The 22,361-nt window shown below is 53.0% G+C and carries 14 protein-coding genes; 10 read left to right on the plus strand and 4 right to left on the minus strand.

Annotation, left to right across the window (positions count from 1 at the left end):
• Nucleotides 1–79: 79 nt before the first annotated feature.
• From pgsC to Pla22_RS12380, 7 genes are all read left to right on the plus strand, one after another.
• Complete coding sequence (gene pgsC / locus Pla22_RS12350; protein WP_207310340.1) at nucleotides 80–571, plus strand: poly-gamma-glutamate biosynthesis protein PgsC; 492 nt, start codon at nucleotides 80–82, stop codon at nucleotides 569–571.
• The gene (pgsW, locus tag Pla22_RS12355) at nucleotides 568–1,713 is read left to right on the plus strand and encodes a poly-gamma-glutamate system protein (RefSeq protein WP_146514884.1); all 1,146 of its coding nucleotides are present in this window, start codon (nucleotides 568–570) and stop codon (nucleotides 1,711–1,713) included. Before pgsC ends, pgsW begins: the two co-directional genes overlap by 4 nt.
• A 138-nt stretch (nucleotides 1,714–1,851) precedes the next feature.
• Entirely contained in the window at nucleotides 1,852–2,739 is an 888-nt protein-coding gene (locus Pla22_RS12360) for a dienelactone hydrolase family protein (protein ID WP_146514885.1), read from the plus strand.
• 100 nt (nucleotides 2,740–2,839) lie between these two features.
• A complete protein-coding gene (locus Pla22_RS12365; RefSeq protein ID WP_207310341.1) occupies nucleotides 2,840–4,009 on the plus strand; it encodes an acyltransferase family protein in 1,170 nt (389 codons plus the stop codon).
• 60 nt (nucleotides 4,010–4,069) lie between these two features.
• Nucleotides 4,070–6,595 (plus strand): PVC-type heme-binding CxxCH protein, encoded by a 2,526-nt coding sequence (locus tag Pla22_RS12370; RefSeq protein WP_165440620.1) that lies wholly within the window; start codon nucleotides 4,070–4,072, stop codon nucleotides 6,593–6,595.
• Nucleotides 6,596–6,701: 106 nt separating this feature from the next.
• The gene (locus Pla22_RS12375; RefSeq protein ID WP_165440621.1) at nucleotides 6,702–9,245 is read left to right on the plus strand and encodes a DUF1592 domain-containing protein; all 2,544 of its coding nucleotides are present in this window, start codon (nucleotides 6,702–6,704) and stop codon (nucleotides 9,243–9,245) included.
• Nucleotides 9,246–9,251: 6 nt separating this feature from the next.
• Nucleotides 9,252–10,565 (plus strand): DUF1552 domain-containing protein, encoded by a 1,314-nt coding sequence (locus Pla22_RS12380; protein WP_146514888.1) that lies wholly within the window; start codon nucleotides 9,252–9,254, stop codon nucleotides 10,563–10,565.
• Between the two features lie 34 nt (nucleotides 10,566–10,599).
• On the opposite strand, the gene Pla22_RS12385 is transcribed toward Pla22_RS12380, so the two are convergent.
• The 4 genes from Pla22_RS12385 to Pla22_RS12400 all read right to left on the minus strand — a co-directional run bounded on the left by Pla22_RS12385 (nucleotide 10,600) and on the right by Pla22_RS12400 (nucleotide 16,136).
• A complete protein-coding gene (locus Pla22_RS12385) occupies nucleotides 10,600–11,922 on the minus strand; it encodes an outer membrane protein assembly factor BamB family protein (RefSeq protein ID WP_146514889.1) in 1,323 nt (440 codons plus the stop codon).
• 33 nt (nucleotides 11,923–11,955) lie between these two features.
• On the minus strand, nucleotides 11,956–13,695 hold the full coding sequence (locus Pla22_RS12390) for a redoxin domain-containing protein (RefSeq protein ID WP_146514890.1): 1,740 nt from the start codon (nucleotides 13,693–13,695) through the stop codon (nucleotides 11,956–11,958).
• A gap of 210 nt (nucleotides 13,696–13,905) precedes the next feature.
• A complete protein-coding gene (locus Pla22_RS12395) occupies nucleotides 13,906–15,591 on the minus strand; it encodes a hypothetical protein (protein WP_146514891.1) in 1,686 nt (561 codons plus the stop codon).
• Nucleotides 15,588–16,136, minus strand: a complete 549-nt coding sequence (locus Pla22_RS12400) for a sigma-70 family RNA polymerase sigma factor (RefSeq protein WP_146514892.1) — start codon at nucleotides 16,134–16,136, stop codon at nucleotides 15,588–15,590. The genes Pla22_RS12395 and Pla22_RS12400 overlap by 4 nt, the downstream gene beginning before the upstream one ends.
• A 418-nt stretch (nucleotides 16,137–16,554) precedes the next feature.
• On the opposite strand from Pla22_RS12400, the gene Pla22_RS12405 reads away from it, so the two are divergent.
• The 3 genes from Pla22_RS12405 (at nucleotide 16,555) to Pla22_RS25675 (ending at nucleotide 22,273) form a co-directional block, all read left to right on the plus strand.
• Nucleotides 16,555–17,922 (plus strand): Gfo/Idh/MocA family protein, encoded by a 1,368-nt coding sequence (locus tag Pla22_RS12405; protein WP_146514893.1) that lies wholly within the window; start codon nucleotides 16,555–16,557, stop codon nucleotides 17,920–17,922.
• 98 nt (nucleotides 17,923–18,020) lie between these two features.
• Complete coding sequence (locus Pla22_RS12410) at nucleotides 18,021–19,805, plus strand: sulfatase-like hydrolase/transferase (RefSeq protein ID WP_146514894.1); 1,785 nt, start codon at nucleotides 18,021–18,023, stop codon at nucleotides 19,803–19,805.
• A gap of 44 nt (nucleotides 19,806–19,849) precedes the next feature.
• Nucleotides 19,850–22,273: a sulfatase-like hydrolase/transferase gene (locus Pla22_RS25675; protein WP_242631967.1), complete on the plus strand. Its 2,424-nt coding sequence runs from the start codon at nucleotides 19,850–19,852 to the stop codon at nucleotides 22,271–22,273.
• Nucleotides 22,274–22,361 lie beyond the last annotated feature (88 nt).

A 22,361-nucleotide genomic window follows, 5' to 3' on the forward strand; every position in this document is an offset into this window, starting at 1 on the left:
CCAAACCAACCGCTGTGGCTCGGGTCGAGTCACGCAGCTACCCAACAAAAATCTCTCATCTAACTCTCAAGGAAATGACATGAACCCAACGGACATGGCGGACCAAATGATGGTCGCCGTCGGCGTGGGGCTGGTCATCAGTCTCATCTTTTCGGAACTCTTCGGCCTAGCGGCGGGCGGGATGGTCGTGCCCGGATTCATCGCCTTGAATCTCGGTCGTCCGTTCGATGTTTTGCTGACTCTCTTTGCCGCGGGGATCACGTACCTCATCGTTCATGCATTGGGCACCTTTATCATCATCTACGGCCGTCGTCGAACGGTCCTGATGATTTTGGTCGGATACCTGATACGTCTGTTGATGGACTTCATTCCATTTTCCGAGCTAGGCTCGATTGAATTCTTAGCAACGGGCGAGGCAAACTTCATGGTCATCGGATACATCATTCCGGGATTGATCGCAATTTGGATGGACCGGCAAGGCTGGCTCGAAACCATGTGCGCCTTGCTTACTGCATCGGTGGCAATCCGCATGATCCTGGTCATCATTTACGGAATGGCACTCATCAAATGAAAAAAGTTTACTGGCGTCCCAAGGCTGTCTCACGCACCGGCCTCGTTCTGATTGCGTTTACCGCCTTGGTTGGTTTGATCATGGTGGAATCCGTGAAGGTCAAACGACTGCAACCTCACTACGAAGAGAAGTTAGCCGCGACCGAATTAGCGGCGGAGGCTTACGATGCGATCAGTGATGCGCGGATGCGGCTTGGTTACGAAGTCGACGAGACAATGGACCTTACGCTTAGCGGAGTGCTGGGCGTGGCGATGTCGGATGTGACCAGTTTGGCGGGCGATGTTACCGCGAAACGTACCGCGATCAATCCGAATTTTGCGGCCGTCACCGTGCAAATGCTTTACGACGCTGGAGTCGAAAAAGGTGACGTGGTTGCGATCGGCGTCAGCGGTTCATTCCCCGGCATCAACACATGCGTTTACGCGGCCGCGGAAACAATGGGGCTTGAGCCCATTGTGATCGGCAGCGGTGCGGCGTCTCAGTGGGGTGCCAACTTGCCCGACTTGTTGTGGCTCGACATGGAACGCATTTTGGTGGAGGAAAACCTGTTCAAAACGCGAGCCATCGCGGCGTCGATTGGCGGCTTCGAAGACCGTGGGTTGGGACTTTCCGAAGCGGGGCTTAAAGCGATTGACGAAGGGATCAAACGAAATGGGCTATCGAAATTGAAGGCCGAATCGTTTGAAGATGCCGTGGAAGAACGCATGGCGTTGTACGACAAGAAGGCCGGCGGCAAACCTATCAAAGCGTACATCAACGTTGGTGCGGGCACCGTGTCAGTGGGGCGAACGCTCGGCAAAACGATGTTTTCGCCAGGCCTCAACTTGCAGCCGCCTGATCGAATTCGCCAGACCGACGGGATCATGCCGCGCTTCATTCTAAGAGGCGTACCGGTGATTCACTTCGCTCAGATCGCCGACATTGCCGAACAAAATGGTTTGCCAGTCCCGCCGCTCACACCACCTACCCCCGGCGACGCGGCAGTGTTTGAAGCGGTGGATTACAGCAAGTTGCTAGCCGCAAGTGTCTTGGGCTTGTTGACACTCATGCTTTACGGCTTTGTCCGCAGCGACATTGGGTTGCGATTGCTGAAGTTGTCCAAGGCTCCCAAAAAGGATGTCACACCTGAAGCAATGGTCTAAGGACTTGGGTTGAGGTGAACAAATACTCCGGTGCCTAGAGCGAACTGCGATCGCAAAAAGGGTTTAGAATACGTCCACGCTATCCAAATGGCGTGGACGTATTTCTTACTAACCCGCGTGAGAGTTTAGGCACGGACCATGAATCGAAAACAAGCAAACGAATTCAAACAAGAAGTCCTCGATCTTTACGACGACTATGCGCACGGTCGTCTCAATCGTCGTGATTACGTGACCCGGCTTGCGGCCTTTGCGGTCGGCGGGGTGACCGTCGAAACGCTACTTGAAAATCTGAGCCCCAACTACGCATGGGCCCAGCAAGTCGAGCCATCAGATCCTCGCATCAAGACCGAAACAATTACTTATTCGTCGCCGCAGGGTGCGGGCGAAATGAAAGGCCTGCTCGCTTGGCCTGCTGAGGGTGAGAAATTTCCGGCGGTGTTGGTCGTCCATGAAAACCGTGGGCTCAATCCTTACATCGCCGATGTCGCTCGACGTTTGGCAGTAGACGGTTTCGTTGCTTTGGCTCCAGATGCCTTGACACCGCTTGGTGGTTATCCGGGCAACGATGATGAAGGTCGGGCCATGCAATCGAAACGCGACCGTGAAGAAATGACTGAGGATTTCATCGCCGCAGCAAAGCTGCTTGATACTCATCCACGATCCACGGGCAAAGTTGGCGTGGTTGGGTTTTGTTTCGGTGGCGGAGTTGTCAATCAACTTGCCGTACGAATTCCCGAAGTGATTGACGCGGGAGTACCGTTCTATGGCAGCCAACCAGATTCGGAAGATGTGGCGAAAATCAAAGCACCGCTATTGATTCAAAACGCCGAGCTAGATCGACGAATCCTTGCGGGAGCTCCCGCGTTCGAGAAAGCTTTGAAAGAAAACAATGTTCCTTTTGAAGCGCATGTGTATCCCAACGTCAATCACGGTTTTCACAACGACACAACGCCTCGCTACGATGAGCCCGCTGCCAAACTTGCTTGGGAAAGAACCATTGCTTGGTTCAAGAAATACCTCGCCTGAGTTCTACCATTGATGCACCCATGAACGGTGCGAAGTGCGGTCTCGTCGTGAGGCTGTATGGACAGCCACTGGCCGCCTTTCCCAACACTCGTGAATCACATTGAACGAAAAGACAATCGCGTCGTCGCCCACCGAGTCGTCAACAGAGTCGCCCACCGAGTCGTCAACGGAAGTTCCAGCAAAGACAGAGCGTGTGCTATCGATTGATGCACTTCGTGGGTTCGATATGTTTTGGATCATCGGTGGTGACGCGATTGCTCGCGAGTTGTTTGCGAGTGATGACCCACAGCGTTGGACCAATCGGGTGGCCGAGCAGTTTGAACATGTGGCGTGGGAAGGGTTTCGGTTTTACGACCTGATCTTTCCCTTGTTCATTTTTCTTGTGGGATGCGTATTGCCGTATTCGCTACGGAAGTATGCGGGGAATCCAAGGGTTGTTTACGGTCGCATTATCCGTCGCGGTTTGTTCCTGGTGCTGCTGGGCTTACTGGTCAACGGTGTGTTGCAATTTGATTTTGCCAACATGCGTTTCGCTCATGTGCTCGAGCGAATTGGGATCGCTTACGTGGTCGCGGCGCTGTTGTACTTGCACACGACTTGGCGAGGACAAGCTGTCGCGGCCGCTGCGATCCTGCTGGGCTATTGGGCGATCTTTGAATTCATTCCACCGCCGGGAGGCGTCGCGGGCGACTATTCCATCGAAGGGAATTTGGCGGGATACATTGACCGAAACTATTTGCCGGGAATCATCTTGGAAAAGTACTACGGATACGGTGACAACGAAGGCTATCTGTCCACGATCCCTGCGCCTGCGACCGCCTTATTAGGCTTGCTGGCAGGTACGTTCTTGCAGTCGACCGCCAAGCCGTGGCGAAAGGTGTTTTGGCTAGCGTCAGCAGGATTGGTGTGCTTGGTCGTGGGGAACCTATGGGGATTGTCGTTCCCGATCATTAAGAATCTCTGGACAAGCAGTTTTGTTTTGGTCGCCGGAGGATGGAGCCTTCTGCTGCTAAGCTTGTTCTATGCAATCGTGGATGTTCTGGGACTGCACCGACTGGCGTTCTTTTGGGTGGTGATTGGAATGAATGCCATCACGATTTATGTGGGCCAAAGGATCGTCGATTTCGGTGAGATCTCAAACTTTTTCTTCGGTGGCATCGCCCGCTTGTCAGGCTCGTCATCTACCTTGGTACTTCTGCTAGGCGTCATCGCGTTGAAATGGGGCTTACTGTACTTCCTTTATCGTCACCGAATCTTCTTGCGAGTGTAGGTGTTTGGCGAAAGCCAACGCTTGTTGATGTTCGCGCAATCTCGTGAAGGCACTGCTTTGATGAATGTGTTTACCAATTTCACCAAGTCATCGCGAATCAGCATGACCAAGTGTTTTGCAATGTTCTGCGTTATTGCAATGTTCAGCGCGTTAGCGTTGTGCAGTACCACCATCGCCGTTGAGCCTCCTTCGGTGCTCGATCACGATTGGCAGATTGAGTTGATTGCTTCGGAACCGGGTTTGGTCACACCGACTGGATGTTGTTTTGATGATCAAGGTCGCTTGCTGGTAATCGAGTGTCACACTCACTTTCCGCCGGACGATTACAGCGGTCCCAAAACAGATCGGATCTACCGCTTTGACGATAGCGATGGGGATGGGGTTCTGGATCGCCAGAGTTTGTTCTACGAAGGTGGAACGGCGACAATGAACATGGTCCATCTGGGTGACGGTGCGTTTGCAGTTGCTACACGCAGCGAAGTGTATCGCTTGGCGGATTCGGATGACGATGGAACCGCAGAAACGAAGTCCGTTCTTCTAAAGCACGAAACGAGTGCGTCGTATCCCCACAACGGGTTGGCCGGTTTAACGTTGGGGCCAGACGGTTGGTTGTACGTGGGGCAAGGCGAAAATTTCGGCGAGCCCTATCAATTGATAGGGACTGACGGCTCGCAACAAAGGGGGGGCGGTGAAGGAGGCAACGTGTTTCGATGTCGGCCTGATGGTTCGCAGGTCAGTCGCGTCGCCACCGGTTTCTGGAATCCGTTTGGCTTGTGCTTCGATGCGGCGAAGCGTCTTTGGGCGGTTGGCAACGATCCAGATTCCATGCCGCCTAATCGTTTGATGCATGTAGTGGACACAGCCGATTTCGGATTCCAGTTTCGGTTTGGTCGTGCTGGTACACACCCCTTGTTGTGTTGGAACGGGGAACTGCCGGGAACCTTGCCAATGGTCGCGGGTACAGGGGAAGCGGTTTGCGCGGTGATCGTCAATAACGACCATCTGCTGGCAACGAGTTGGGGCGACAATCGAATCGAGCGATACGACTTGCAGCCGCGCGGGGCATCGTGGACGAGTCAAACTCAGGTCATCGTCCAGGGCAACGCTAATTTTCGTCCCGTTGGAATGGCGACTGCGCCCGATGGTTCCATTTATGTTACCGACTGGGTGGATCGAAGTTATCCGGTGCACGGCAAAGGTCGATTGTGGCGACTCACCCAAAAGAATTCGGGTCCTCAAGAACGCTATCCATCGAGTGACCTGACGCCACAAGAAATTGAGGCTCAAACGCTTGCCAGAAGTTCAGGTGCATCGAGCAGGCAGCGGCTCGCGTCGCTGCAAGATGCCGACCCCTTCATTCGACAGGCGGCGATCGCCGGGTTGGTTCACGACAATCAAGTTCAAGCGATTGATGTCCTCCGGTTGTCATCGGCTGACCAAATCGTGGGAGTCTTGACGGCAATGAGGTGGCAAGAACTTACGTCTCCGGATTCGGTTGCCGAAGTTGATCGCGACCTTGTACTCGCTTGGGCGTTAAAGCACCCTGCCGAATCAGTGCAATTGACGGCACTGCGCTGGTCGGCCGAGCGAGAGTGCAAGACTTTACTACCGGCGATCGAAGCTTTGCTGCGGAAAGATGACTTGTCGCCTCGAACCTTTGCCGCGGTGATTGCGGCGATAGCCTATATCGAGACGGGATCGGCGTCGGGCCGCGATCGAGATCCCGCTACTGAAAAACTGCTTGTTGGCTTTGCCAGTGATCCTATGCGATCCAGTAAGTTGCGTAGCCTTGCGATCCGCCGTTTACCTCCTAATATCGAATCGCTTGATTCAGCGAAGCTGAATTCGTGGCTCGATTCGAACGAGGATCGTGATTTCGCTTCCGAAGTTGTGCGATTTTTGTCTGCTCGAGGAGATCAACCGGCCATGGCTGCGTTAGCCGAAATCGCGCTGAATCAATCAAGGGAAGAGCAGACGCGAGCGGACGCATTGTCGGCGCTTTCGGTTGATCGTCAGGCGTTTGAGCTCGTTGCAAAGCAACTCGCCAATTCTTCGAGCGAAGTGTTGAAAACTGAGTTGGATCGACTCGATGCTAGTTCCTCGCGAAGTGACGAATCGATTCCGTCCAGCGAAGATTTGTCAGCTTGGACGACATTGGTTGGCGATCAGGGGAACGCGGACGCGGGGCGCCGAGTCTTCTATCGAACTCAATGCGTTTCGTGCCACGTTCACTCGGGGCGAGGTTCAAGAACGGGGCCTGACCTGACGACGTTGGGCGGAACAATGACTCGGCAACGCATCATTGAATCGATCCTGTTACCCAGCAAGGAAGTGGGACCGCTCTACGTGCCGTGGAAAGTGTTAACGATCGACGGCACGGTTCACGTCGGATTGAAAATGAACGAGTCGGGTGTTGGGGGCCGAATCAAGTATCAAGCCGCTGATGGCAAGACGTTTGAAATTGCCCTTGAAGACATTGAAACGCAACAACCGGTAGACCAGTCGATTATGCCTACGGGCCTAGAGAAAACGATGTCTGTGACTGAGTTTCGGGATTTGATCGCGTTCTTAGCCAGGCCAATTTAAGTCATGTAGCGCCGCGAGCTAGCTGTTATAATGGGTGTCCCTCCTATTGCTCCACCTAAAAATCCCACCCTACATGAGCAAACTCGTCTGTTTACGCGCGCTTCTGATGAGCGGCCTTTGTTTCTTGCTGCCTCACGCATTGAGGGCCGGTGACTCATCCCTGCTGCTTTCTCGTTTGCAAGAAAGCTGCATCGATTGCCATAGCGGGACCGACCCCGAGGGTGGACTCGATTTGTCGCCGCTAGTGGAAAAACTTGTCGAAAAGAGCGAGCCCGCCGAGTCGGACATGGCAACTTGGATCAAAGTCCACGACCGTGTTAAGGCTGGTGAAATGCCGCCCGAGGAAGGTTTGGACGAAGAGGCGAAGCGATCATTTCTTAAGCCATTGCATCAGCGATTGATACAACTCGACCGAAGCCATATCGATGTCGAAGGACGGGCGGTGTGGCGACGAATGAACCGCTTTGAATACGAGAACAGCGTCAGGGATTTACTTCACGCACCATGGTTGCAGTTAGCAAACATGTTGCCCGAAGATGGAGAATTGCATCGGTTCAACAAGTTGGGCGACGCTCTTGATGTCTCGCATGTGAACCTCGCGCGATACATGAATGCCGCCGACTATGCGTTGCGTGAAGTTGTGGCGAGAACCACTGATCGGCCGAAGCAGAAAATCGTTCGCTACTATGCGCGCGAGCAAGGTGACATGTATCGACGCGTTCACTACACCGAGTTCAACCGCAGCCCAGAGCGGGCAACGTTTCCTTTAATCGGATACGACGCTGATGTCGATGTGCTTCGCGATCCAAAGCATCCGTTTACGGTGGGCGAAAACGATCCTGTGAAGCGTGAACAAGAAGCGTTTGGCGTGGTCGCTAGCAGTTACGAACCGATCGAGATTCGATTCGGATCTTTCAAGGCCAAGACGTCCGGTCGCTACAAACTAAGGTTTCGCGGGTATACATTTTGGGCCGCGGGCGAAGAAAAGAACTGGTGGCGTCCTGATCGTGAAAAGACTTCACGCGGAAGGCGATCCGAACCGGTTGCGATCTATTCGCGAGCTGAACCACGGCAATTGCGACGGCTTGGCGATTTTGATTTTCAGATTGAACCGAGTGTGCAAGAGCTTGATGTTTGGCTGCTTGAGGGTGAAACGATTCAGCCGGACGCGGTTCGTTTGTTTCGGTCGCGACCTCCCGCGTGGCACAATCCATTGGCAGAGAAAGACGGAATGCCGGGAGTAGCGTTTCAATGGATGGAGGTCGAAGGTCCCTTCACGGCTCAATGGCCGTCACGGGGGCATCAACTCTTGTTCGATGATCTGCCGTTGCGTCAAGAAGGAAAGACGGTTGTCGTGGAATCGGAGCGACCGTTGCACGATGCGCGAAGATTGATGCAGCGGTTTTTGCAAACGGCCTACCCACGGCCTCATCAAACCGACGATGTGGATCGCTTTGTCAGCGTGGTCGAGGCGGCATTGCAAGAAGGAATGGCATTCGCGGATGCCATGATCGCTGGCTACACCGCCGTTTTGTGTTCGCCTGGTTTCATTTGTCTGGAAGAACAACCCGGAAACCTTGATGACGACGCTCTAGCGAATCGCCTTAGTCTGTTCCTCTGGAATACGTCACCCGACGCGAAGCTTCGCACCCTTGCGAGTAAGCACGAGCTGCACCATCCCGAAGTACTCAGTCAGCAAGTCGATCGTCTGCTCGACGATCCAAATTCACAGCGGTTCGTCAATGCGTTCCTGGACTATTGGCTAGATCTGCGAAAGATCTCAGACACTTCTCCGGATGAATTGCTGTATCCGGATTACTACCTGGACGATGCATTGGTTGATGCTGCGCTTGAAGAAACGCGATTGTTCTTTGCCGAACTGATCCGTGAGAATCTTCCCGCAAAGAATTTGATCGAATCTGATTTCACGTTTGTGAATGAACGCCTAGCCAAGCACTACGGGTTGCCACCGTTTGAAAGCTCGCAATTGCGACGGGTAGAGCTTCCGAGCGACAGTGTTCGAGGAGGATTGTTGACTCAAGCCAGCGTATTGAAAGTCACCGCGAATGGGACCACAACTTCGCCGGTGGTTCGAGGCGCATGGGTGAATGAACGAATCCTTGGTGTCGAAATTCCTCCGCCACCGGCAAGTGTGCCTGCGATCGAGCCGGATACACGCGGGGCGGTCACTATCCGAGACCAACTGCAGCGACACCGCGCCGATGATAGTTGCAATGTTTGTCACAAAATCATTGACCCGGCCGGGTTTGCGCTCGAAAGTTTTGATGTCGCTGGTGGATGGCGTGATAGCTATCGCAGCTTCAAAGAGGGTGAACCGATCGCGGGCTATGGGAAAAACGGCCAGCCCTTCACGTTCACCCAAGGGCCCAGTGTCGATGCCTCAGGCGAACTCCCCAATGGTCGCACCTTCGCGGACGTGAACGAGTTAAAGCAATGGCTGCTGGCCGACGAACGTTCGGTAGCCAGGAACCTAGTGGTCAAGCTGTTGACCTATGCGACAGGCGCTTCCCCTCGCTTCAGTGACCGAGAAGCTATTGAAACGATTCTTGACCGTTATGCCGATCAGGGATATCCCATTCGATCGATCATCGTTGCTATTGCAACCAATCCATTGTTCTTGAACAAGTAAATCAAGATGCCCATCCTGCTAAAAAACAATGCACTTCCTCGTCGGACGTTTCTTCGTGGATTAGGCGTAGGCTTGTCGCTTCCGTTGCTTGATGCAATGCGTCCCGCCGTGTTGTCCGCCGCTGAGCGATCAGCGGCTGAAACCGTTCCACGACGTATGCTGGGCGTCTGTAACAATTTGGGTTTGCTGCCCGAAAAGTTTTTCCCCACGGATTCCGGTGCGAACTATACGTTGTCGCCGTACCTGAAGAACCTGGAAAAGCACCGAGACGACTTTAGCGTCTTCAGCGGTGTTTGGCATCCTGACGTCGACGGAGGGCACCCGGCTGATAATTGTTTCTTAACCGCCGCGCCTCATCCAGGAAGTGGTGGGTTTCGAAACACGATATCGCTGGACCAGCACATTGCCGAACACGTCGGGCATCTCACGCGGTTTCCATCGATGACCCTTGGCGTGAATGTTCAAAGAGGGCTGCGCAGTTTGTCATGGACGGGGGCGGGGGTGTTGATTCCGTGCGAAGAGAATCCTCGTACGGTCTATGAGCAATTGTTTCTTCAAGGGTCACCCGATGAGGTCAACGCCCAAGTCGCAAAGCTAAGTGTCGGGCAGAGTATCATGGATGCGGTTGCAGGTCAGACCAAAGCGTTGCAGCGAAAGTTAGGGAAGAAGGACCGCAATCGCGTGGACCAATACTTGACCGGTGTTCGAGAATTGGAACAACGTCTCGAGGCGGCAAAAGAATGGGAGCATGTGCCCAAACCCAAACCTCGAGGTGAAACGCCGCTGAACCCGGAAGATCCCAAAGCATACATGGACAAGGTCCGCTTGATGTATGACATGGCAAGACTTGCTTTTGAAACCGATTCAACCAGAGCGGTCACGTTGATGCTCGATAGCGTCAATTCACCGGCGATTGATGTCGATGGAATTCAGATCACCGATGGTTATCATAACCTTTCGCACCATGGAAAGAACGAAGCCAAGATCAAACAACTAGAAGCCATCGATGTTTGGCACATGCGATTGTTAGACGAGCTATTTACGAAGCTCAAGAACGTGGAAGAAGGTTCGGATTCGTTATTGGATCGAACCATGATTGTTTATGGAAGCAACCTCGGAAACGCCAATACTCACGTCACCACGAATCTGCCAGTGCTGCTTGCCGGTGGCGGATTTCGCCATGGCAGCCACTTGGCATTTGATACCGAAAACAACTACCCGCTGCCAAATTTATTCGTCTCGATGCTCCAACGATTTGGTATTGAAACCGATAAGTTTGCCACCAGCACGGGAACGTTCCGCGGTTTGCAGTTGGCTTAGAATTCACCAAGCCTACTTCTACTGCGCCTAACGGTTACGGTTGAGTGATGCAGTAAACTTTGGTTAGCGTGCGGATGAACAACTTGCCGTCGGCGACGCTGGGTGTCGCGATGCAAAGTTCGTCGAGTGGATTGGTCGCTAGGATGTTAAATTTCTCGCCCGCTTCGATGACATAGGTCAGGCCGTCTTCGCTGAGGCAAAATACCTTGCCGTCGTACGCCCAAGGTGACGCAGTGAATGAACCCTTAGGCGAAAAACGTTGTTTGCCATAGACCACATCGCCGGTCAACGCATTGTGGCAGGTCATGAATCCTTGGTCGTAGAGCGTGTACAAGTAATCGCCATACACAAGTGGCGTTGTGTTGTACGGCGAGGCAGTCGGTTGGTACCACTCGATGAATTTGTTTTGTTGAAATCCGCTTTCGGTGTCAAGCTTTCCCGACGCACCAGGACGAAGTGCGAACGTCGGTCGGTGAGCGTCGCCGACGTATCCCGACGACATGTACAGCATGCCGTGAGCGGCAAAGGGCGATGGAATTACGAGAACCGACATGTCACCGTCGAAGTTCCATAGTTCCTTACCGTCAAGTGAGTAGCTGCGATTGAGTCGTTGTCCCGGGACGACGATCTCGGTTCGTTGGTCGTTTTCCCAAACAAAGGGTGTTGCCCAGGACATCACCTCATCGCGTGGCGTTCGCCAGCGAGGATGACCGGATTCTGCGTCAAATGATGCAATCCAGGATTCCTCTTTATTGTCATAGACCACGATTACTTGCCCGTCATGCACCACCGGTGAAGCGGCTGCACCGTAGTCCATATTCGTCTTTTTCGGATCGATCATCTGTGACCAAAGCAGTTCGCCATCCAGGCGGTAGGCATACAAACCCAAATCGCCAAACAGCACAAACAATCGTTCACCATCAGTCGTTGGTGTTTCCGCTGCGTATGAACTCTTGGGGTGCCGCGGCACGACGGGGCGACCGGTGTGAGCTTCGTGCTTCCAAATCGTTTCACCGCTATCGATATCAAGACAGTAAACCATCCAGTGATGAATCCCCTTCGCAGGATCGCGAACACCTTCGCCAAGATAGAGGCCGCCTTGAGGTTTGATGTTCGCTTCGTCAGCGACAACGGAAGAGACGAACAAACGATTGCCCACAACAATGGGGCTGCCCCAGCCTTGACCAGGAACATCTGCTACCCAGGCGACATTTTTGGATTCGTCCCACTGCGTCGGTAGGCGGGGATGGTCGGCCACGACGCCGGTCGCGTCCGCTCCACGAAAGCGAGTGAAGTCGTCAGCGACTGCCAACACCGTAGGCGAAATCAAAGCGAGCAGAACGAAATAGAAACGCATCGTTGTGATCCAAGAGGGAGTCGATCGGTCAGCTTAAAATTCATCTTCAACAGGCACGGTTTCCATGAAGCCGATCATCATCTCTTCAAAACTTTGATCGCCCCAGCGAACCGGGACGGTCGGGTCAGGATTCGTCACATTCCCAAGACTGTTGTCGAACACCGCGGTACACATGACCTTGGTGCCCTTCGGCAACGTGATTGGTTGTTCGAGGATGTATTTCAACTGCCAATTGAAATCGTACTGGGGGACATTCAAAAGCGTTTCTTCGCGTCCATCGGGAAACAGAGCATCGAACCGGAATGACTTTCCTCGTAAATGCATGTGGGGTGACATGCTGATCAAACTCTCATTGGCCTTCGAGACGTAGCTAGCCGTCACCGTGTGGTTGACTGCTCCAGCCGGGATTTCAAACTCGTGATTGAGTGCCGCTCGCCCTTGAAGACGCTTTCGGACCTTTGACTTTTCGGTGAATCGAATCCCGATGTAGCTGAGGTCGTCCACCTGAGAACCGTTGGGCGTGTAGTGCATTTCGAACATTAGCTTGCTGCCAGCTTTCACCTCCATTGCTATTCCATCATGCAAATCAAGTGGAGGAGTGCCGGGAGCATAGCCAGCCAGTACTTGTTGGAAGTCGCGTCGGTTGTCACCAGGTGGGATCACGTAAACCAAGATGTGGTGCACGACGCTCTGCTGGTCAGGACGAGCTTCCGAAGCCACGATGTACTTGTCTTCGGTCCAGCCTGGATCAACAACGAAGTGCTGGTAGTCGACAACGCCTTCCGCCGGGACCGAAAACGGCTTGTCATTCATTTTTATAATTTGATCAGGTTGTGGCATTTGCCAACCAACCGCAAACCGTGGCGATGCCGGTAGGTCCTCGACATCGCCTTCGGGCATTCCGTTGTCGACCCAAGTGGTAATGAGTTCACGTTGGTGGTCGGTCAGTCTCGCGTCATTGGCGAACGATCCATGTGCCGGATCGGCGTACCATGGCGGCATGCGGTTATCCGCGATGACCTCCAAAATAGTGTCTTCCCAGCCGAGCACATCCTCGTACCGTGACAGAACGAACGGTGCGATCTCGCCTTCTCGATGGCAGTTGACACACTTCGCATTGAAGATAGGGGCGATGTCTTTGGTGAATGTCACATCGCCGATCGGTTCAACATCTTTGACTCGTCCGATATGACAACCGACCACCTCGGTTGTCGGTGTAGCGATTGGGGATCCAGCTAGTAGCGCTTCGATTGCGAGTGATAGTTCGGGTTCTGGTGCACGTTCTTTTGAGTAGCCGACTCCGTATTGATCGTCGATGCGTCCGTGGTAGCGGACTGTATAGTCGCGATCGAGAAGAAATGCTTCCGGAGTTCGCTGAGCGTTCATGGCATCAGCAACACGGTTGGCCGGATCCTTGAGCATGGGAAACGTGATCTCATGTCGATGCACGTACGCCACCACTTCGGACAAACTGTCTTGCTTGTTGGAATTGATCCCTATGACTTGCAAACCGCGATCAGCATATTGCCTCTGGATCTCATTGAGTCGCGGTCCATACAGCTTTGCGAGTGGGCATTCCGTCCCCAGGAATACGATTACGATCGCCGAGGACGATTCAAAGTCGCTTAACGTCACCGGTTTGCCGTAGCAGTTATCGAGCGTGAACGATTCGATTCGCTTGCCAAGGGAGGGTTCAGCCGATCCGCTGGCGGACCCTAGAGACGCCGTTGCAAGTAAAAAACCGACCCAGATGACTCGACTCGTAATTCCCATCGCTCGCCTTCACTTGAGTTTCCGCACGCCTCGGCACCCGCCGCTGCATCGCATTGTACATTCAAGGTAGCAGACCGTAGTCATTCGGACGGGCTGAATTGTCGCGGCGTTCTTGTTGGTCCGGACGCTGTGCATCCTCCAGACGCTCTCATTCACGCAGACGCTAGCGTCAGGACCTCAACATCACCGTCGTCAAGCAGAACGTTGGGGTTACTTGAAAGTATCGTCGTGTAAAGGATCCGCTGCGAAAACCTTCAAGTCGCGAGGTTTCGTGATTCGGGCAATAGAGGCATCCGATCCTGCATTTGGTTCACCGCTTTGCAGGTGCCCTGCTGTCACTGAACTCCACGTTTTGCCAATACGAATTGAGTCTATCTCGATAGGCGTGGTGTCTTTGGCAACGATTCGAATTTCGTCGAAACGGCTGTCGTCATACATGGGCGGTGTTGAAAAAAGCCAAGTCAAGGGTTCCACAGTTCCGAGCGAATCTTCGGGACCGTAAATCTGGACGAACACCTGGTCTTCCGATTCTTGTTGAGCCAAGATCTTGGCAACGAATAAGTAGGCGATGTCGTTCGTAAGTTTCTTTGACAGGTTGGCGGTGCTACCGTTGTGGATCACCTTGGGAGGACCTCGCATTCCCTTGGGCGAAATCGCAATCTTGTGTCCATGGGAGTCTCGCAGTGTTACGAATGTCCAATTTCTTGGCGATTCCGGTTCAGCAAAAGGAAGTTGGCGGACCAGCATGCTGACGTAATATGCAGCGTCGGCATCCATGCGAATCGGCTCACTTAATGTTCGGCTTAGCGCTACATCACCGCTAATGATCAAGCGGTTCCCGCTTTGGCTCTCGATAGTTGAATTCCATTTCATCGAGTTCGGTGTCAGTGTGTAACCAGACTTGGTTGATTCGCCAAGTCTGCGGTCTTGCCAGGGAGCAACCCAGCCGATCTCGCCGCTGTTGAGACTTAGCGATTCAGTTTGGTCGTCAAACGACTCCGAGTACATCAAGCTCTGGTCCTGACTTGCCGATTGAACGGCCTTACGAGCAAAGCGATCTGAAGCAAGCGGGATGATTTGGTCATCGCCGTTCGCAAGGATTCGTCTCGCTTGACCAGCTTCCAGGTGGGTTGAAGCATCGCCGGGCTGCTTAGTTCTGCATTCGATGCTGCCATCAAAGACATGCACTTCCATCGCGTGCCCATTGGAATCAACAACGACGGCGTACTCGGTGCCATAGTCTTGGATCTTGGAAAGGGGCGTTTCGAGCGTGAAACTATCGAGATCGGTCATTCCACTGAATACGACTTTGCCCGCATGTAGCATCGCTCGATCCACACCCAATAAATCAAGGCGAGCAGGGCCTTCGACCGTCAAACTTACGTCGCTGTCAAATCGGATGACTGCGATCCCAGATTCTAAGTCCAACGAATCATTGGACAATCGCTGACCCTCGAAGTGCGACGCACGCCGAGACGACCAGCGACAGTTCACTGCGGAACTCAGCGTTGCGATCGCGTGCGATTTAATTCCCGTGACAGATGCTAACTTTGCTCTCGTGGAATAACTTGATCGTGATAGCCCCATGCCAGCAAACGTTCCCACGATCAGGCTGATACAAACAGCCGTCGCTAACCACGCCATTGCATCGGCAGGCCAAAATCGAGTGCTTGTTTCGGTCGGTGAAAGCATGAGGGATGGCGAGCTCAGTTCGGTTGCACCTTGTTGCCGGTGCAGCATCGTGTGCAGGTCCACCGTCTCTACGTATTTCGCGAGAGCAGCCGGTTCGTTGCTTAGAATCGATTCGAGTTCTCGCAATTCGTCCGGATCAATTTCATCGTCGCAGACTCGGCCGATCAATTCGTTGAGTCGACCATATGGTTCAGGACTGTTCATCCGAGACTTCCTTCAGTCTGCAGTGATTGACGAATGCACGAAAGCAGGTGCTGACGAATACGATTAAGAGACTTGTAGATCGAGTCGACGCTGCGATCGAGTTGACGAGCGGTTTCTTTGGGCGAATTTTCGGCGTAGTATCGCAACCGAATGATCTCACGATCATTCTCTCGGAGCTTTTTCAGACACCCCTGTAGTGCTTCCGCTCTGGCTGAACTTGAAGGGGAAAGTCGTTCAGTGGTTTCGGCAATTTGAACCATCATCGGTTCGCTGAACATGACTTTGCTGGAATGCATTTTTCGACGGTAGCTAAGTACCTTGTACCGAGCGATTGAGATTCCCCACGCGGTGAAGTTCGTACCTGCTTCAAATTCATCGTGCTTGCGCCACATCGTTGAACAAGTCTCTTGCAACAAATCTTCCGCATCGGACATGTGCGGCACAAGAGACAAGATGAAGCCCAGGATTCGGCGTTCTGATTGTAAGAACGACCGCATGAAGGCTTCTTCTTTGTCGACGTCAATTCTTTGATCGGGTTCGCTCATCGTGTCCTTCCAAAAGCAATCAATTCTTGCTCGACACTTGCTTACGAGGTTGCCATTCTGCTGATAGCGGATTTTGCATGGTCAAGCGTACGAGGCCATAGGGAATCGCATCGAGAGCCGTAGATTGGACGCAGATTTCCCGAGATTCACAAAGTATTCGGTTTTAAGTTCAAAACTTTCAATAAATGCGTCCAAAAACGATGGTGAGCAGCGATTACCTACCCACGAACGTTTGTTCCATTCCAATGATTTGCGTGCACAGTGGGTTTCGGTCAAATTTGCGTTTCGGTCAAATTTGCGTTTCGGGCAAGTTTGCGTATCGGGCACGTTCGTGTGACGAGCACGTTCGAGTAGCGTTTCTCGTCAATGCCGACCCTGACGCGACATCGTTTTTCTTTCTCAATCATAGGTCCAATTAATGAGCGACGCTCCCCGCGCATTGTCCTCTCGCCGTCAATTCCTGGCGACAACTGCCGCCGCGACTATGGCTGCCTCCGTTCCCTATACGTTCACCGCTTCACGAGCATCGGCGCAATCAAGTGCCAAGCCGCTTCGTTTTGCGCTGATTGGCGTCGGTGGAAATGGTACCCGGACATCGCCCGTTGGAAAGAAATTTGCGGACTTGGTTGCGCTTTGTGACGTCGATGCAAACCACTTGGCCGATGGCAATGAATTGCTATGCGATGGAAAGGCAGACTTGTACGCCGATTATCGCGAAGTGCTCGATCGCGATGACATCGACCTCGTGCAAATTTCAACGCCGGATCATTGGCACACCAAAATCTTGATCGAAGCCATGCGTGCCGGCAAAGACGCCTACTGCGAAAAGCCTTTAACGCTCACGATCGACGAAGGCAAGATGATTCGCAAGGTGCAACAGGAAACGGGACGCGTCGTTCAGGTCGGAACTCAGCAGCGAAGTAGTTTCAACCTATTCAACAAAGCGTTGGCCGTGATTTCCGATGGGCGAATCGGAAAGCTAAAGAAAATCACAGTCGGCATTGACGCAGGCGGTTGGAGTCCCGAGATCCCCACCGCGGAAGTCCCAGAAGGACTCGATTGGGATCGGTGGTTGGGGCCTACGCCTAAGATGCAGTTTCGATACCTAGCAGACGCAAAGCGGAACTACACCAACGGTCACACTCACTTTCGTTGGTGGTACGAACATAGCGGCGGTAAATTGACCGACTGGGGCGCTCACCACATCGACATTGCGATGCTGGGGATCGAAGCTGCCGGGCAAAATAGTGATCCCATTTCCGTAGGCGGTACGGCAAAGCATGACGTTGAGTTTAAAGACGGTATGCCATTGCAGCATGATCGCTACAACACTGCTCGCGCTTTCGATCTGAACGTTCATTTCGCCGACGGGGATGTGGTTATGAATGTCCGGCACGATGTCGACAATGGGATCTTATTTGAAGGTGAACTCGGTCGCATTTTCGTTAATCGTGGCAAGCTGACCGGCAAGGCGATCGAAGAGCTCAAAGCCAATCCTTTGCCAGAGGAAGCAATTGCAAAGGTCTATCGCGGGATGCCAATGGTTGGCAACGATCGAGATGCTCACTGGGCTAACCTCATTCACTCGATCGAACATCGTACGTTGCCCATCTCGGACGTCCATTCCCACATGAAAATGCTGAATGTTTGCCACCTCGCGGGGATTTGTTGTCGTCTGGGGAGAACAATCCATTGGGACCAAGCAACCGAGCAAATCACGGGGGACGATTTGGCAGCGAGTATGATGAGCCGCCCCTACCGAGAAGGCTACGAGATCGGGTCGTAGTGCGAGTCGTCGAAATACTTTATCCATAGTCGAGCCGGTATTGTTGCGTTCTGGTCTCTGCGCACACGTAGCTTTTCTTTATTCGTTCCCGAGTTCTCATGTTCAATCGCACGATTCGATTCTGCTGTTCATGTTGGTTGCTATTCGCGATCTGCGTGTCGTTCGCCAGCGATGTGCCGGCTGAGCAGCCCAATGTTGTTCTGATTTTGATCGATGACCTGAGTCACTATGGCGTGACAGCCTACGGTGCTGACCGGATCAGCGAAGAGAATGGGAAGTTTACGAATCAGCGTTTCGAAACGCCGAAGATCGATCGACTTGCCCAAACTGGGCTTCGCTGTGACAACGCGTTTGCTTATCCATTATGCGAACCGACGCGGATTGCCTTGATGTCCGGTCAGTACAACTCGCGGAACTTTCTGCAGTGCAAGGCACAACACGCTTCCGAGATCACTTTCGGCGACACGTTCAGCGCAGCGGGGTACGCGACGGGGATCTTTGGAAAGTGGAAGCAGACGCGGGGAACTAAGCTAGTTCACGCCAAGGATTACATCTTCGAGTTCGGATGGGATGAGTTCTGTTGCTTCGATGTTGTTGGCGAGAGCCAGCGGTATATCAATCCGAGCCTCGTTATTAATGGCGAGATACATAATTACGTCGGTCGCGAGGACATTGATCCGCAAACAGGTCGACGTTGGTATGGCCCCGACATCTGCAATCGCCATGCACTTCAATTCATCGACAAGCATAAAGATGAGCCATTCTTTTTGTACTATCCGATGCTGCTAGTTCATGACGAACACAAGCCAACGCCGGACACCCAGCCACATTCGTTGTTTGATCAGTTCGATGAAACCAAGCACAACAAGGACGGCCACTCCGGCGACGACAAGCGGTTTTTCCCCGATATGCTTGCGTACATGGACAAGCTAATAGGTAAGGTAGTCGACAAGCTCGATCAGCACGGGTTACGTGACGACACAATCATTGTGGTGATGGGCGACAACGGAACGAAGGAACCGTTCATCCATCACTTGCCTGATGGAACAAGCTATCCCGGCGGTAAGGGAGGAAACGTTGACAATGGGCTTCATGTGCCATTGATTCTGAATTGTCCCGGAAAGATCACGGGCGGTAAAGAGAATGACTTCCGCAGCTACGATGGCTTGGTCGATGTGACGGATATCTACCCGACCATGTGTGAGGCGGTAGGCATCGAATTGCAAACTCCACAAAACATTGACGGGATCAGTTTCTGGCCGCAGGTGCTTGGCGAATCCGGCGAGCCGAGAAAGAACATCTACACGTGGTACAACGGCAACAAGCCGGCGAGCGACACGTCCACAGTACTACGATACGCGTTCAACAAAGACTTCAAACGCTACGCACCCCATGCGAATTTTCCCAACGGTCGATTTTTTGACCTGAGAACCGATCGACTCGAATTGGCTGATGAGTTTGATCATACGGTTCGTGTTGCGTGGGCGCACTATCATCGCAGCGGGCTCGATCCGGAAAACCTGGATGCCGAGCAACGGGCGGCTTACGAGTCGCTCGGTGCGACCATTAAACAGCACGAGTATGTGCCCGTCAGTGGACTACTCATCACAAACGACAACACCACGCTTAGTAAGGGGACATCGATCGGATTAAACTGTCTCATCACGCCGTCCCATGCGACTCGTCAGAACCTGATTTGGGAATCGAGTGATCCGTCCATCGCCTCGGTCAACAAGTTTGGCGTGGTCAGTGCAAAGGAGGTTGGATCGGCATCAATCACGGTGTATTCATGGGACGACGCGACTCCGTTGGCCGCCGGCAAGAAGAGCACCTTTTCACGCGATGGTATCCATTACACCTTGAAGTTCGAAGTGGTTCCGTAGACGGACACTACTGGCTCAAAAAGATTATTCCCAAGTTTGAAGTTATGAATAGATTCCGTCTCGTTAGGTTCGTCATCGTCTTCGCAGTCACATGGCTTGTGTTCGGTGGCGTCGATGCGATTGCTGAACGCCCCAGCATTTTGTGGATTTATGTAGATGACATGAGTGATTGGATGGGATGCTATGGCGATCCGATTGCCCAGACTCCCCACATCGATAGTCTTGCGCAGGAAGGCGTCCTGTTTGAAAACGCCTTCATGCCAGCGCCAGTTTGTTCGACGACTCGATCAGCGCTGATTACCGGAACGATGCAAACAACGTATGGGTTGCACCAGCACCGAACGATGATCAAAAAGCCGCTCCCCAATGGGGTCGTGACGGTGCCAGAATTATTTCGCGAGGCGGGTTACCTGACGTTCAATGAAGCGAAGGATGATTACAACTTCGAGCGTGACCGAAACCTGATGTATTCGTCGGAGTTTACTCGGCCCACTCGCAAGCAAGTGAACGCGCATATGATCGGTCGCGAAGTGTCTTGGCTAAAGCAATTGCAGGGCAAGCCGTTCTTTGGCCAAATTCAGCTTAAGGGAGGAAAGATCGAAGGCGAAACGGGATCAAAGTTTCCCGCAAAGAGTCGTGTTCCGGACGATCAGGTTGCGGTTCCACCTCAGTACCCCGACCATCCCGTGTTTCGAAATGCCATCGCTCGTCACTACGAACAAATTGCGGAAACGGACGCTCAAGTGGGCGCGATCATTGCGGGGTTGAAGGAGTTCGGTTTGTGGGACAACACGATTGTGTTTTTCTTTACCGATCATGGTAGTCCTTTGCCCCGAGCTAAACAGTTCCTCTACGAAGACGGTACCAAAGTGCCGCTAATTGTACGTTGGCCAAAGAGCATGCAACTTCCCCGTGGAAAATCTCGCTCGGACCTCGTCAGCGGAATCGACATCACTGCAAGTTCACTCGGCTTAGCTGGAATGTCCGTGCCCCCATTCATGGAAGGACGCGATCTGTTTTCAGAGGATTATGAGCCGCAGGAATACGTGATATCGGCTCGCGATCGAATGGGCAACGCGATTGATCGCAACCGTACCGTTCGGTCAGCAACGTTTCGATATATCCGCAACTACAAAACGGATCGAGCGTTGTATCAACCCCAGTATCGAGACAAGTATGCAACCTTCAAGACGCTACGGCAATTGCTCGCTCAAGGAAAGCTGACTCCGCTGCAAGCATCGTACCACGACGCAGCGCAACGTCCGGAAGAAGAATTGTACGACCTCGTGAACGATCCTCACCAAACCGTCAACTTAGCGGATGATCCAGAATACGCATCGGTGCTGAAGGGACACCGCGATTATCTCCAGCAGTGGGAAGAGGCCACTGATGACCAGGGTCGCTATCCCGAAAGCGAGGAGTCGCTACGGTTGGTGTACGAATCGGTTACGGGCGATTGTGTTTCACCCGAGTATGACTTTCTGAAAATTCGCAAGACAAATGACAACGGCAGCGAAGCGAATGATGGTGCTGGCGACACGACGTCTCTGCAACCGAAAGCTGAAAAGCCGAAGTCAAAGCCGAAGATCATCCAGTACCCGGATGCTCTCGTATGGACCGACGCAAAGTTGGCGGCGAAGGAGTTTCCAGGTTTCGAGTTCATCGGCGAGTACTCCCAAGGAAATCGCTTTTTGCAAGCGACACCATCGGGCAAAAGGTTCTACCTTTCCATCTATCAGGGCGGCTTGCCAGGAACAGGTTGGGATGGCAGTCGGGTTGATCACGAGTGGGTCGAGCTGGATGCGATGAAGAGTCGCTTGCAAGGTTGGGAAAAGATCGATCGCAGCAAGAACGTGGTAGGTAAGCAACCGCCCGATAACGCCGTCGTTTTGTTCGATGGATCGGACGTGAGCGCCTGGAAGAATGCAAAGATCGACAACGGAACGCTTCAGGCGGGAGCGGCGACGAAACGCAGCTTTCGAGATTTCACGTTGTACCTGGAATTCATGTTGCCGCTGAAGCCGGAGCCCGAGATCAGTCACCCGCACCGCGGAAACAGTGGCGTCTTCGCGGTCGGAGCATACGAGGTGCAGATCGCTGACACGTTCGGAATCGATCCTGATCCACTAGCATGGCAAGAAATAGATCTGCTCAAACCAGTCGACACATGGTGCGGTAGCATCTATGGAATCCGAGCAGCAAAGTTCAACATGTGCTTGCCGCCACTGACTTGGCAAAGCATGGAGATCGAGTTCAAGGCGGCACGTTTCGAAAACTCCGTCAAGGTTTCCGACGCCGAGATTTCCGTGATCCACAACGGCGTGAAGGTTCACGACCAATTCCATGTTCCCCAAGGCACCGGTGGTGGGCCGGCCGGACCGCGACCCGAAGTGGCTGAAGGCCCGATCTATCTGCAAAACCATGGCAATCCCAATCGGTTTCGTAACATTTGGATTGTGACGAGGTAGTGCTCGATCACCTACCGGATCGTGCTGTTTTCTTAAGATTGCCACCGAGGTCTGTTGATGTTTAGAATCGTACTGTTTTGTGCCAGAT

It is taken from the genome of Rubripirellula amarantea (assembly GCF_007859865.1).
Taxonomy (GTDB): Bacteria; Planctomycetota; Planctomycetia; order Pirellulales; family Pirellulaceae; genus Rubripirellula; species Rubripirellula amarantea.